General features: G+C 73.8%; 12 protein-coding genes. 4 read left to right on the top strand and 8 right to left on the bottom strand.

Features of this window, described 5'->3' with window-relative positions; genetic code table 11:
• Positions 1–457, bottom strand: a 457-nt coding sequence (locus tag AB0L40_RS13485) for a biotin/lipoyl-containing protein (RefSeq protein WP_364354954.1), incomplete at its 3' end; no start/stop codon positions are given.
• Between the two features lie 116 nt (positions 458–573).
• On the opposite strand from AB0L40_RS13485, the gene AB0L40_RS13480 reads away from it, so the two are divergent.
• The 3 genes from AB0L40_RS13480 to AB0L40_RS13470 are packed head-to-tail and all read left to right on the top strand — an operon-like array spanning position 574 to position 3,326.
• Positions 574–1,578, top strand: a complete 1,005-nt coding sequence (locus AB0L40_RS13480; RefSeq protein ID WP_364354951.1) for a thiamine pyrophosphate-dependent dehydrogenase E1 component subunit alpha — start codon at positions 574–576, stop codon at positions 1,576–1,578.
• Positions 1,562–2,545: a transketolase C-terminal domain-containing protein gene (locus AB0L40_RS13475; RefSeq protein ID WP_364354948.1), complete on the top strand. Its 984-nt coding sequence runs from the start codon at positions 1,562–1,564 to the stop codon at positions 2,543–2,545. The genes AB0L40_RS13480 and AB0L40_RS13475 overlap by 17 nt, the downstream gene beginning before the upstream one ends.
• A gap of 7 nt (positions 2,546–2,552) precedes the next feature.
• The gene (locus AB0L40_RS13470) at positions 2,553–3,326 is read left to right on the top strand and encodes an FCD domain-containing protein (RefSeq protein WP_364354945.1); all 774 of its coding nucleotides are present in this window, start codon (positions 2,553–2,555) and stop codon (positions 3,324–3,326) included.
• Between the two features lie 148 nt (positions 3,327–3,474).
• On the opposite strand, the gene AB0L40_RS13465 is transcribed toward AB0L40_RS13470, so the two are convergent.
• On the bottom strand, positions 3,475–4,872 hold the full coding sequence (locus AB0L40_RS13465) for an FAD-binding oxidoreductase (RefSeq protein WP_364354942.1): 1,398 nt from the start codon (positions 4,870–4,872) through the stop codon (positions 3,475–3,477).
• Positions 4,873–5,157: 285 nt separating this feature from the next.
• Here AB0L40_RS13465 and AB0L40_RS13460 point away from each other — a divergent pair, with 285 nt between their 5' ends.
• Positions 5,158–6,075: a lipocalin-like domain-containing protein gene (locus AB0L40_RS13460; RefSeq protein WP_364354939.1), complete on the top strand. Its 918-nt coding sequence runs from the start codon at positions 5,158–5,160 to the stop codon at positions 6,073–6,075.
• 135 nt (positions 6,076–6,210) lie between these two features.
• On the opposite strand, the gene AB0L40_RS13455 is transcribed toward AB0L40_RS13460, so the two are convergent.
• The 6 genes from AB0L40_RS13455 to AB0L40_RS13430 all read right to left on the bottom strand — a co-directional run bounded on the left by AB0L40_RS13455 (position 6,211) and on the right by AB0L40_RS13430 (position 13,349).
• Positions 6,211–7,872 carry an FAD-dependent oxidoreductase gene (locus tag AB0L40_RS13455; RefSeq protein WP_364354936.1) on the bottom strand — a complete coding sequence of 554 codons (1,662 nt, stop codon included), beginning with the start codon at positions 7,870–7,872 and terminating at the stop codon, positions 6,211–6,213.
• A 155-nt stretch (positions 7,873–8,027) separates the two neighbouring features.
• On the bottom strand, positions 8,028–8,972 hold the full coding sequence (locus tag AB0L40_RS13450; protein ID WP_364354933.1) for a MaoC/PaaZ C-terminal domain-containing protein: 945 nt from the start codon (positions 8,970–8,972) through the stop codon (positions 8,028–8,030).
• On the bottom strand, positions 8,969–9,817 hold the full coding sequence (locus tag AB0L40_RS13445; protein ID WP_364354930.1) for a fumarylacetoacetate hydrolase family protein: 849 nt from the start codon (positions 9,815–9,817) through the stop codon (positions 8,969–8,971). Before AB0L40_RS13445 ends, AB0L40_RS13450 begins: the two co-directional genes overlap by 4 nt.
• 46 nt (positions 9,818–9,863) lie before the next feature.
• Positions 9,864–10,676, bottom strand: coding sequence for an enoyl-CoA hydratase-related protein (locus AB0L40_RS13440; protein ID WP_364354927.1), 813 nt, complete (start codon positions 10,674–10,676; stop codon positions 9,864–9,866).
• On the bottom strand, positions 10,673–11,446 hold the full coding sequence (locus AB0L40_RS13435) for an enoyl-CoA hydratase/isomerase family protein (protein WP_364354924.1): 774 nt from the start codon (positions 11,444–11,446) through the stop codon (positions 10,673–10,675). Before AB0L40_RS13435 ends, AB0L40_RS13440 begins: the two co-directional genes overlap by 4 nt.
• Before the next feature lie 40 nt (positions 11,447–11,486).
• Positions 11,487–13,349, bottom strand: coding sequence for an FAD-dependent monooxygenase (locus AB0L40_RS13430; RefSeq protein ID WP_364354921.1), 1,863 nt, complete (start codon positions 13,347–13,349; stop codon positions 11,487–11,489).
• Between the last annotated feature and the right edge of the window lies 1 nt (position 13,350).

Below are 13,350 nucleotides of genomic sequence, written 5' to 3'. Positions count from 1 at the left end.
GTTCGACGGCCCCGCCTTCATCTGCTCGGGCGTCCACTTCGAGATCGGCCCGAACCGACGGGGCGTCGGTCGGACCATCCGGCGCGGCACCTCCGCCGGACCGCCAGTCCGCGGCGGACGCGCCGTCGGCGACCGCTCCCACGCCGGCGAGCACCCGCTCGTCGGCCTCGACCGCGGCCGGGGCGACCGCGTCGGCCCCGCCGTCGAGCGGCTCGTCCGCCGTGTCGGCCAGCAGCGCGAGGACGTCGCCGACCGGGACGACGTCGCCGACGGCGACCGAGAACGCGCGCAGGACCCCGTCGCGCGGGGCGACGACGTCGGTGCTCGCCTTGTCGGTCTCGAGCTCCATCAGGGGCTCGTCCTTCGCGACGACGGCACCGGGCTGCACGAAGAGCTCGACGACCACGCCCTCCGTGACCTCGAGGCCGAGCTGCGGCATGACGACGGGGGTGATCACTGGTGGGCTCCGCCCTCTGAATGTCGACTGGTCACCAAGATGGTCTGACAGTAGCATGCTGTTTAGCGATCTATGCCCATCATTTCTTCTTTTGGTCCGACAGTAGGAGTCCGCGCATGACCCACACGACCACCACCGACCCGTCCGAGGCGGCAGCGGCCCCCGCGGCGGCACCGCTGCTGGACCTGCACGGCACCGTCGCGCTGATCCGCGCGTTCGAGACCGCGGTCTCGGCGCTCTACCGCGACGGCGAGATCCCCGGCTTCGTCCACACCTCGCTCGGCCAGGAGGGCGTCGCCGCGGGGGTCGCGGCGGCGCTGCGCCCGGACGACTACCTCGCCACCACCCACCGCGGCCACGGCCACGTGCTCGCCAAGGGCGCGGACGTCGATGCGATGATGGCCGAGCTCTTCGGCAAGGTCACCGGTCTGGGCCGCGGCAAGGGCGGCTCGATGCACGTCGCCGATCCGCGGATCGGCATCCTCGGCGCCAACGCCATCGTCGGCGCGGGCATCCCGCTGATCGTCGGCGCCGCGCTCTCGAGCAAGCTCCTGAAGCAGGACCGCGTCGCGGTCGCCTTCTTCGGCGAGGGCGCCGTCAACCAGGGGTCGTTCCACGAGGCCGTCAACCTCGCCGCGATCTGGGACCTGCCGGCGATCTTCCTCTGCGAGAACAACCTCTACGCCGAGTTCACCGACTCGAGCACGATGACGCGCGTCGGCTCGGTCGCCGAGCGGACGATCGGCGGCTACGGGGTCCACGCGGTCACGGTCGACGGCAACGACGCCGCCGCCGTGCACGCCGCCACCACCGAGGCCGTCGACCGTTGCCGGCGCGGCGAGGGGCCGGTGCTGATCGAGGCGATGACCTACCGCTGGCACGGTCACTACGAGGGCGACGGCCAGCCCTACAAGACCGAGGAGGAGGCCACGCGCTGGCGCGACCGCGACCCGCTCGTGGTCCTCGGCGCCCGGATCGTCGCCGAGGGCCTCGCCACGCGCGAGGAGCTCGACGCCGTCGAGCGCGCCGCGGACGAGCGGATCGAGCAGGCGGTGGCCGCCGCCCGCGCCGCCGACCTGCCGGCCGGAGAGGAGGCGTACGAGCATGTCTTCGGCGCCTGAGCTCACCACCACCCGCTACATGCACGCGATCAACGCGGGCATGGCGGACGTCCTGGAGCACGACCCGACCGCGGTCGTCATGGGCATCGACGTCGGGGTCGGCGGCGGCATCTTCACCGTCACCAAGGGCCTCGCCGAGCGCTTCGGCACCGACCGCGTGATCGACACCCCGATCAGCGAGATGGGCTACGTCGGCGCGGCCGTCGGCGCCGCGATGACCGGCCTGCGCCCGATCGTCGAGATCATGTTCATGGACTTCCTCGGCGTCTGCCTGGACCCGATCATGAACCAGGCCGCGAAGCTCCGGTACATGACCGCCGGGGCGCTCGAGATCCCGATCGTCTTCCGCACCCAGACCGGCAGCGGCAAGAGCGCCGGCGCCCAGCACTCCCAGAGCCTCGAGGCGATGGTCGCCCACATCCCGGGCCTGAAGGTCGTCCTCCCCGGCACCGTCACCGACGCGAAGGACCTGCTGGTCCAGGCGGCCGCCGACCCCAACCCGGTCGTCTACGTCGAGAACCGCCGGCTCTACTCGATGAAGGGCACCCTCGACGACGACCCGCTGCCGCTCGGGCAGGCGCGCGTGGCCGTCCGCGGGGACGACGTCACCGTCGTCACCTGGGGCCAGATGGTCCGGGAGTGCGTGGCCGCGGCGGAGGCGTCGTCGGCGTCGATCGAGGTCATCGACCTGCGCTCGCTGGTGCCGCTGGACATGGCCACGGTGCTGGAGTCGGCGTCCAGGACCGGCCGGCTGCTCGTCGTCCACGAGGCCGTCCAGGACTTCGGCGCGGGCGCCGAGATCGCGGCCCGCGGAGCCGAGGAGCTCTTCGACCTGCTGCGCGTCCCCGTCCGCCGCATCGGCGCGCCGTCGGTCCCGATGCCGTTCACCCCGACGCTCGAGCAGGTGCTGATGCCGCAGGGCGAGGCCGTCGCCCGCACCGCAGAGGCGATGGTCGCGGAGGGATGATGGCCGCATGAGCGCCCCGTCCGCACCCGGCCAGCCCGCCCGCGCCTACGAGGTGCTGGCGGGCGAGCTGCGCCGGCGGATCGAGTCCGGCGAGCTGGCCGTCGGGGCGCGGCTGCCGTCGGAGATCGCCCTGGCGGAGCAGGAGTCCGTGAGCCGCTCGACGGTGCGCGAGGCGCTGCGCACGCTGCAGGAGGCCGGGCTCGTCCGGCGCCCGAGCCCGCGCGTGCTGGTCGTCGCGCCGGAGGACGCGCGGAGCGCGGACGAGGTCCACCGAGCGCTGCGCCGCAGCCGCGTGACCTTCCGCGACCTGCACGAGGCGCTGCTCGTCTTCGAGCCCGCCGTCACGCGCCTGGCGACCGAGCGCGCCGACCCGGTCGCGCTGCGCGGGCTCGCCGCGAACCTCCGCGCCCAGGAGGCCCACCTGAACGACTTCGAGGAGTGGAACCGCCTGGACCAGGAGTTCCACCTGTCGATCGCCGAAGCCAGCGGGAACCCCGCGCTGCTGATCGCCCGCTCCCCGATCACCGACCTGCTGCTGCCGATGCTCGGCGGCTTCATGGTCTCCCCGAAGCTCACCGCCCGCGCGCTGCGCTTCCACCACCGCATCCTCGAGGAGATGCAGGTCGGCGACGCCGAGGCCGCGGCGCTGATGACCCGCAAGCACGTCGACGACTTCCGTCGCGGCTGGGAGCTCGCCGGGCTGGACATGGACCTCGAGGTCGGCGCGATCGACGCGCAGGTGGTGGCGGACGTCGGGCGGGCGGCGGCCGCGGGGCTCTGACCAGGACCGTCCCGGCGCTCTCGCCGCGGCGTCCCCAGGGCGGGACAGGACCGGTCGGCGAGCCGAGGCGGGCAGGGGCCGAGAGGCCGGGCGCGACGGCGAGGAGAGGTCTCCGCCGCGCCCGGTCCGGCGGGCGTCGCGTTCGTCCTCAGACGAGCGACACGACGTTGCGCGCGAACACGTTGCCCGGGTCGTACGCGCGCTTCACCGCCCGCAGGCGGGCGAGCGCGCCGGGGGAGAACGCCTTCTCCGCCGCGCTCAGCTCGTCCTCCTGGCCGGCGATGAAGTTCGGGAAGGCGACCATCGAGCTGTACGAGGACATCGTCTCGGCGACGAGGCGCGTCCAGTCGCGGTGCAGGTCGTCCTCGGCCGCGTCCTCCCAGAGCGAGAGGACCTGGAAGCTCCACTGCGCGTCGCGGTAGCCGAGCGGCGAGACGTCCTCGCCCACCCGGGCGTAGGCGGTGTGCTCGCCCATCGGCAGCAGGATCAGGTTGCTGCGCGGCGCCTTGAGGTCCGCGCCGAACCCGACGAGCGCCTCGATCGCGCCGTCGGAGAGCTCGTCGATGAACCCGCCCTTGAAGTAGTCGCGGTTGCCGTACGGATAGCTCGCGTCGGTCATCCCCTGCAGCTCGGCGTAGCCGATCGGGGCGACGATGTCCGCCAGCGGCTCGCCGAGCGCGTCGAGCAGCGCGACGCCGGCCTCCGCCTCGGGGCCGATCGGGCCGGCCCAGAGCACGAAGACGGCGGCGACCGAGCGGCCGTGGACCGCGGTCGGCAGGAACGGCGCGGGCGGCGCGACCTGGAAGGTCAGCCCGGTGCAGAGCTCGGCCGGCGCGGTGGCGTTCAGGTCCCGGTACGCCTTGGCGACCTCGACCGCCCGCTCCATCGGGTAGAAGCGCGCGCCGCCGAGGACCTGCGGCCCGAGCGGGTGCAGGCGGAACGTCAGCTCCGTGATGACGCCGAAGTTGCCCCCGCCCCCGCGGGACGCCCACAGCAGCTCGGCGTGGTCGTCCTCGGTCGCGACGACCGTCTCGCCGTCCGCGGTCACGAGCCGCAGCCCGATCAGGTGGTCGGACGTCAGGCCGTGCACGCGCTCGAGCCAGCCCGAGCCGCTGCCGATCGTCAGCCCGGTGACGCCGGTCGTCGAGATGCGGCCGCCCGTGACGGCGAGGCCGTGCTCCTGCGTCGCGCGGTCGAAGGCGCCCCAGTCCACGCCGGCGCCGCAGCGGACGGTGCGCGCCGCGGGATCGACGACGATCTCCGTCAGGTCGCGCACGTCGATCACGAGGCCGTCGTCGACGACGCCGTGGCCGGGCGACGAGTGGCCGCCGGCGCGGATCGCGATCGGCAGTCCCGCGTCCCGCGCGAAGGCGATCGCCGTCGCCGCATCGGCCTCGCCGGCGATCCGCACGATGGCGACGGGGTAGCGGTCGATCATGCCGTTGTACTGCGCGCGCTGCTCGTCGTAGTCGGGCGCGTCCGCGGTGATCACGCGTCCGGTGATCGCCCCCGCGAGCGCCTGCAACGCCACGGTCGTGGTGCTCATGCCTGTCCGTCCTCCGGTGCCTGGTGCGACGCCGGGGCCCGGTGGGCCGACGGCGGGGTCACGCTATCCCGGCGACCGACTCCATGTCAACGATATTCATAGTTTTGCCACTCCGGCCGACGGTGCTCGGAAGCACCCGTCGTGAAGCTCTCCCGCGCCTCCATCCCCCGCGTCTATGCTGCCTATCGTGTGCAGTGATCTTCCCGGCGGCGTCCGGGACGACCGCGCCGCGACCACCGACCAGCACCGGGCGGTCCCGACGGACGCCCCGAACGAGGAGACGCCGTGCCGACCACGACGACGACCCCAGTCACGATCACGTTCCCGGACGACCAGGGCTCGACGCCCGGCGTCGGCGCCGAGCTGTGGTGGGTGGCCGCGCGCCTGCGCACCGCGGACGACCGCGTCTTCTGGTTCCACCACTGCATCGTCAACGCGACCGAGCCCGAGCCCGGCGTGGTCGGCTGGACGTCGATCCGCGAGGACGCGACGCAGCGCCACTGGCACGAGACGTTCCAGGAGGCGCCCGGCGCCACGACCTTCGCGGGCGACCACCTCGACATCCGGGGCCCGCGGGTGACGATCGCCGGCGACCTCGAGGAGCTGACGGTCGCCACCGAGGCGCCGGGCGCGTCGAGCGCCCTGACGCTGCGGCCCGCCGCGCCCGTGCTCTACAGCTGCGGCGTCGGCTCGTTCCCGCTGTTCGGGACGACGACCTTCCAGTACTCCGTCCCGGCCGTCCCGACCGCGGGCACGCTGACCGTCGACGGCGAGGTCCTCGAGGTCCAGGGCGAGGCGTGGTTCGACCGCCAGTGGTTCATGAGCGCGCTGCCCGTCGACGAGCCGCTGATCTGGTTCGGCATCTGCCTCGACAACGGCGAGAACCTGAGCCTCTTCGACACCACGCCGAACGGCAAGGCGTGGGTGACCGCGGGGCACCCCGACGGCTCGCACACCGTGTCGGCGATCGCGCCGCTGCGCGAGTCGCAGGAGGGCGAGCTGATCAACGCCGAGACCGGCACGGCGACGCCGGAGCGCTGGACCGTGCGGATCCCGGTGCTGGACGCCGAGCTGCACCTGACGCAGCGGGTGATGCACGAGAACCCGATCCTCTACACCGGCAGCCTCGAGGTCACGGGGACCTGGGCCGGCGAGCCCGTCTCGGGCTACGGCTTCATCGACCTGCCGGGGCCGGGGGCGTAGGGCCCCGGACCGCGCGTCACGCCCGGGTCCCGGGGCGGCCCTGCCGGGGGGCACACTCCGCCGGGCGGGGCGTCGCCCGCCCCGGACGTGAGGCGGGGGCGGGGCAGCCCCGCCTCCCGCCCCGGTTGCTCCCGCTCAGGCGGTCGCGCCCGTGGCGGCCGGTGCCGCGGACGCCGGCAGCTCCCCGCCCGCCGCCGCGCGCCCCGCGCGCCAGCCGAAGACCACGGCCGGCCCGAGCGTCCCGCCGCCGGACCAGTAGCCGTGACCGGCCGGCGACGCCACGCAGTTGCCCGCGCCGTAGAGCCCCGGGATCGCCTCGCCTCCGGGCCGCAGCACGCGGCCCTCGACGTCGACCCGGGGGCCGCCGTTGGTGTCGAGCGTGGCGGCCGCGAGGATCACGCAGTAGTACGGGCCCCGGTCGGCGATCGGGAACATCGTGATGTTCGGCTGGTGGCCGACCCGGCCCGGTCCGCCCCAGTCGAGCTCGATCGGGCGACCGCCGCGGTGGAAGTCCTCGTCGACGCCGCGCTCGGCGAAGCCGTTGAAGCGCTCGATCGTGCCCGGCAGGTTCGCGCCGAACGACGGCTTGAGCGCGAAGCCGTCGGTCTCCCCCGCGATCGCGGCGAGGTGCTCGGCGATCCTGACCTCGAGCTCCTGCAGCGTCGGGGCCTGGATCAGGAAGTCCGCCTCCTCACCGGCGGGGGGCAGCGGCCAGCGGGAGTGGTGCAGCGGCTGGTCCAGGAGCGGCTGGTCGAAGATCCAGAACAGCAGCTTGTTCGGCTGCCCGCCGTCGGCGTCGCGGACGAAGTGGATCTTGCCGCGGTCGTGGTAGACGTCCTTCTCGTTGACGACCCGCCGGCCCTCGGCGTTCACGATGATCATGCTGTCGCCGGTCGGGACGAAGACGAGCTGCGGCTGCTCGCGGCTCTTCAGCGCCATCTCGACGGGCAGCTGCGCCCACCAGGCGCTGTCCATGTTCGCGAAGTCCGCGCCGAGCCGCTCGGCCAGCCCGACGAACGCGCCGGTGCTGTTCGCCGCCGCTCCGCCGCCGGGGACGAAGCCCGGCAGGTGCCGCTCGACGAGCTCGCGGTTGTGGGTGAAGCCGCCGGACGCGAAGACCACACCGGCGCTCGCGAGGATCCGCCGGCGGCCGTTGGGCGTGTCGACCTCGACGCCCGTGACGACGCCGTCCCGCTCGAGGATCTCGACGACCTGGTGGTCGGTGAAGAGCCGCACGCCGTGGCGCTGGACGCCGCGGGCGAGCTGCGTGATCAGCTCGACGCCGTAGCCCTCGACCCCGGCCCAGTCCTGCGGGTTCAGCGTCCGGCCGTAGCCGACCTTCTCCTCCGGGAACTCCGAGTGGTAGCTCGGGAAGCCGCGCGGATCCTGCGAGATCGAGCCCATCGGCGCGAGCGTCAGGACTCCCTCGTCCTCGAGCAGGTCGACGATCCGGCTGGCCTCGTCGTAGTAGGTGACGATCAGCTCGTGGTCGAGCTCGGAGAGCCCGAAGCGCTCGGCGTCGGCGTCGTAGTCCTGCGGGAAGCCGACGCGGGACATGAACCGCACCGCGTCCTCGCGGCCGTCCTCCACGCCCTGGTCGCGGAGGAAGCGGTTGTTCGGGATGAACACCCCGCCGGAGGACTTGGAGGTGCAGCCGCCGATGACCGGCGCGCCCTCGAGGACGACGACGTCGCGCCCGGTGGACGCCGCCCCCAGCGCGGCCGAGAGGCCCGCCGCCCCCGCCCCGACGACGACCACGTCCGTGTGCAGCTCCGACTGCGCAGCCTGCTCGCTCATGCTGTTCCCTGCCCGTTCTCCGAGAGATGGTCCTCGGGGCGGACCGGCGGCCCGCCCCGGGTCGGGGGCGACGCCGCGCCACCCGACTGCCTGCAACTCATAGCTACTATGTTCATTGATTTCGGCAGGAGGCTACTCCCGTCCGCGCGCCCGCGTCAAGCCCGATCGGCGGGCGGGCCGGGCACGTCGGACCGCAGCCCCACCGACGCGCTCATGACGAGCGCGTCCCGAGCCGGCGCGCGGACCTCGAGCGTCGCCCCTTCCCCGGTCCACCAGACGTCGAAGGCCAGGTCGTCGCCGGGCAGCACGACGCCGGAGAACCGCGCCCGGGCGGACGTCACGCGGCCGGTGTCGCCCTCCAGCGCGTCGTCGACCAGGATGCGCAGCGCGGTCCCGAACGTCGAGATCCCGTGCACGATCGGCCCGTCGAATCCGACGCCCCGCGCGTGCTCCGGGTCGACGTGCAGCGGGTTGTGGTCCCCGAGCAGCCGGTAGAGCAGCGCCTGGCGCTCGGACACGGCGGCGGCGAGGCGCAGGTCGGGCGAGCGCCCGTCCTCGCGCGCCGACGCGTCCCGGGGCGGACCGCCGCCGGGCGTGGGCGGCGGCCCCCCGAAGCCCCCGGCGCCACGCAGGACGATCCCGAAGCGGCACGAGAAGCAGGGCTCGCCGTCGATCCGCGTCTCGGTCGCGATGCGGACCAGCGCGTGGCGGCCGGTGTCGGCGATCTCGGTCACGCGCCCCGTCGTCTCGGCGCGCGCGGCGGGCGGGATCGGCCGGTGCAGGACGACCTCCTGCTCCGCGTGCACCGCGAACCGGCGCTGCAGCCGCAGGCCGGGGATCGCATCGAACGCCGTGCCCGTCCGGTGGGCGACGGTGGCGGCGAAGCCCGGCAGGACCTCGAGGTCGCGCTCGTAGACCCGGCGCAGCGCCCGCGGGCCGGGCGGCTCGTGGCCGGCGCCGACGCCCAGGTGGTAGAGGATCGCCTGGTCGGCGTCCCACTCCCGGACGCTCGGGGGCAGGACCGCGCCCACCGCGGCGGCGGCCGCCGCCGCGTCCAGCGGCGGGTGACCGGTGCGCGCCGCGGGGGGCGATCCGGTCACGCCGGGACCGGCGCCTCGGCCGGCGCGAGGACCGGGTTGCGCAGCTCGCCGATCCCCTCGATGCGGGTGCGCAGCTCCTCGCCGGGCTGCAGGAAGCGCGGCGGCTTGCGGACCGCGCCGATGCCCGACGGCGTGCCGGTCAGCACCAGGTCGCCGGGGACGAGCGTGATGAACCCGCTGATGTACGAGATCAGCTGCGCGGTCGAGAAGACGACCTCGGCCGTGGACGCGGACTGCACCTCCTCGTCGTCGACGAAGCCCTGCAGCAGCAGGTCCTCGCCGTCGCCGATCTCGTCGCCGGTCACGACGAACGGCCCCACGGGCGTGGCGGCCTCGAACGCCTTGCCGGCGAGCATCTCCGAGGACTTCACCTGCCAGTCGCGCATCGAGACGTCGTTGGCGATCGTGTAGCCCGCGACGGCGGCCAGGGCCGTCTCCTCGTCGGCGTGGCGGACCGGCGTGCCGATGACCGCCACGAGCTCGGCCTCCCAGTCCACCCGGTCCGAGTTGCCGGGCAGCACGATCGGGTCGTACGGCCCGATCAGGCTGCGCCAGAACTTGGCGAAGATCGTCGGGTGCTCCGCGACCTTGCGGCCCGTCTCGTGGACGTGCCGGCCGTAGTTCAGGCCGGCGCAGAAGACCTTCTCCGGGCGCGACACCGGCTGGCGCAGCTCGAGGCCGGAGAGCGCGACGGTCTCCCCCGCCTCCTGCGCCGCGCGCTCGCGCCAGTCCGCGCCGCTCTCCAGGAGCGCGCCGACGTCGGCCCAGGGCAGGACCACCGCCTGCTCCCCCTCGACGCGCACCGCGCGCGTCGCTCCGTCGATCCGTGCCGTCGCGAGTCTCATCCGTGTGCTCCGTGGTCGTGTGCTTGGTGGTGGGGCGGGGCGGCGCTCATCGCGCGGCCCACCGCGGGGCGCGGCCCTCGTTGAAGGCGGCCACGCCCTCGACGCGGTCCTCGCTGCCGTACGTGTCCGGGCCGAGGTCCAGGCGCAGCGCCGCCGCGACGGGCAGCGACCACGCCTTGGTCGCGACGTTCTTGAAGCGCCGGACCGACAGCGGGGCGTTGGCGACGAGCGCGCGGACGAGCTCCTCGGCCGTCGCCTCCAGGTCCTCGGCCGGGACCACGCGGTTGAAGAGCCCCCAGCGCAGCGCGTCCTGCGCGCTCAGCGGCTCGCCCAGGTACAGGAGCTCCAGCGCGAGCGCGCGCGGCAGCAGCCGCGTCAGCATCACGGAGCCGAAGTTCGAGCCGAGGCCGCGCTTGGCCTCGGGCAGCGACACCCACGCGTGCTCGGCCGCGACGCGCAGGTCGCACGCCAGCGCGAGCTCGAAGCCGGCGCCGAGCGCCGGGCCGTTCATCACGGCGATCGTCGGCTTCGTGGTCTCGAACACCACCTCGTGGACGTCGCGGCGGGGCGACCGCATCGGGCGCCGCGGGCCGACGCCGTGCAGGCGCTGGTTCTCCTCCATCTCCTGCAGGTCCGCGCCCGAGCAGAACGCCCGGTCGCCCGCCCCGCTGAGGACGATCGCCCAGACGTCGTCGTCCTCGTCCAGCGCGACGAACGTCTCGACCAGGCGGCGGTTGACGTCGATGCTCAGCGCGTTGCGGCGCGCCGGGCGGTCGATCGTCACGTACGCGACGCGGTCGCGGACGACGACGGTGAGCTCGTCGGCCCCCGTCGCCGCCGTGGCGGGACTCGTGCTCACGCGCCGGTCACCCGCGCCCGCGTGGCGGTGAAGTCCTCGCGGGACTTCGGGGTCGACCGGATGATCCCCATGTGCGACGAGACGAGGTCCAGCGCGGTGCGCAGGTCCGTGTTCGCCGACTGGTAGATCGACCGCTTCAGCATGCGGGCGGACACCGGGTTGGCGCTCGCGATCCGCCCGGCGAGCGCGTAGGTGCGCTCGAGGTAGTCCTCGTCGCTGTAGAGCTGGTTGAGCAGGCCGATGCGGTGGGCCTCCTCGCCGCCGATGAACTCGCCGGTGAGGAACAGCTCGAACGCCTTCGGGATCCCGACGATGCGGGGCAGGTAATACGCGCCGCCGCCGCCGGGGACGAAGCCGACGTTGATGTAGCTCTCGCCCAGCAGCGCGGACGCGGAGCCCACGCGGATGTCGGCCATCAGCGCCATGTCGAGGCCGGCGCCGATCGCCGGGCCGCTGATCGCCGCGATGTAGGGCTTGTCGAGGTCCTCGACCGCCAGCGGGATCCGCTGGATCCGCTCGCGCAGGATCTCCTTGAACTCCAACGGCCCGTCGCCCATCTCGCTGTCGACGCGACCGAGGTCGACGCCGCCGCAGAAGGCGTCGCCCTCGCCGCGGACGACGACGACGCGCACGTCGGGGTCGGCGCGGGCCTCGACCAGCGCGTCGCGCCAGGCGTCGATCATCGCGAGCGTGAAGGCGTTCTTCCGTGCGGGGCGGTTCAGCAGGATCGTCGCGATCCCGTCTTCGCGGGTGTACTCGAGGTCGGCCATGGGTGGTCCTTCGGTGCGTGGTGTGCGGGAGACGGGGTGGTCAGGCCGGGACGGCCGACGGGGTGGTGGGCGCCGGATCAGGGACCGGGACGGCTGCCGTCGTCGGCGCGGTCGGCGTGCCCAGCACCCGGCCCAGGGCGCTCTGGAGCGCGCCGGTCGGGTCGGCAACGCGACCGTGGGCGCGGAACGCGACGTGGCCGTCGGGCCGGACGAGGACCGCCCCGTCCTCGCCGTGCCCGCGCAGGGCGGCCCAGGTGCCGTCGGGGTCGCCCAGGTCGCCGCCCGGGCCGACCCGGCGGACGACGATCGGGAAGCGCCGGTCCCGACCGGTCGCCGCGGCCGCGCGCACCCAGTCCTCGCCGTCGTCGCCGACGAACAGGACGAACGCGTCCTGCCGGACGACGTCGTGGGCAGCGACGCGGTCGCCGTCCGCCGTGGTGAACCACGCGTGCGGCAGGCGGTGGCCGGGCCGCGCGACCGGGTGGTAGACGTGGCCGACCGGATCGCGCGGCGGCGCGTCGGTGCCGTCGGGGACGACGGCGGGGCTGTCGGCGTACTCGTAGCCGAGGTCGAGGTCCGCGTGCTGGAACTCGCGGCGCAGGGTGTGGAAGACCTCCTGGAGGTCCGCGCGGCGCATCTCGCCCTCGGGGGTGTCGGAGAACAGCGCGGTCAGGACTCCGCGGTTGAACTCCGGGTCGGCGCCGGGCACGGTGCCGAACGAGCCGCCGACCGACAGGTGGTTGAAGAACGAGAACGTCGCGAACTCCACCCGGCGGCGGGCGACGGGCAGCCGCTCGGCCTCGTAGGAGTCCAGCAGCGACGGGTCCGCGTCGCCGTCGACGACGGCCGAGAGCTTCCACGCGAGGTTGTGCGCGTCCTGGACGCCGGTGTTGAGGCCGAGGCCGCCCATCGGCGAGTGGCGGTGCGCGGCGTCCCCGATGAGGAACGTCCGGCCGGAGCGGAAGCGCTCGGCGAGCACCGACTCGACGAGCCAGTGGCTCATCCGCACGTTCTCGATCTCCAGCTCCGGCAGCTCGAACAGCTTGCGCAGGTCGTCCACGGCGTTCTGCACCGTGTAGTCCTCGGGGTGCTTCTCGGAGCCCGGGGGCAGCACGACGCCGCTGCGCCAGTGCCGGCAGTGGCGATCCCACGGGTCGGGGCCGCTGGCGATGATGCTGAAGCGGCGCACGGTGCCGTCGACGTTCGGGCGCAGGAACAGCCGGATCAGCGAGTCGTCCTCCTGCAGGTACGGCGAGAAGTCCGCGTCGAAGGTCAGCGACACGACGTCGACGAACGGCTTCGGTCCGACCATCTCGATGCCGAGCATCTGCCCGACGGTCTTGCCCCCGTCGGCCCCGACGACGTACTGCGCCCGGACCCCGTAGGTCTCGCCGCTGGTGCGGTCGCGGACCGTCGCCCGGACCCCGTCCCCGTCCCCGTCCTCCAGCGTGACGAGCTCGTGGTGGAAGCGGACGCGGTCGGCGCCGTTGACCTCCTCCGCCCGGCGCCGCAGCAGCGGCTCGAGCAGGTGCTGCGGCAGGTTCGCCATCAGCGACCCGGTGATCCGCTCGTAGTACGGCTGCAGGTCGGACCCGGACCACGACGGGACGCTGTAGAGGATCTGGCCGTCCCACGGCTCGTCGCCGCCGAGGCTCGTGTACCAGGTGGTCCGCTCGAAGGTCCCGGCGGGGCTGCCGATCTCGCGCACCGCGTCGTCGAGCCCGAACGCGCGGAGGATCTCCATCGTGCGGCTGTGGATGACGTGCGCCTTCGGGAGGATCGCCGTGCCCGGGTGTCGCTCGATCACGAGCGACTCGGTGCCCAGCTGCCCGAGCATCAGTGACGTCGACAGGCCGGCAGCGCCGCCGCCGACGATCAGCACGGGGATCTCCACGTCGTCCATC

Source organism: Patulibacter sp. NPDC049589, assembly GCF_040675535.1.
Classification (GTDB): Bacteria; Actinomycetota; Thermoleophilia; order Solirubrobacterales; family Solirubrobacteraceae; genus Patulibacter.
Note: the sequence above shows the minus strand (reverse complement) of the source record. Positions and strands in the feature narration are given on the sequence as shown.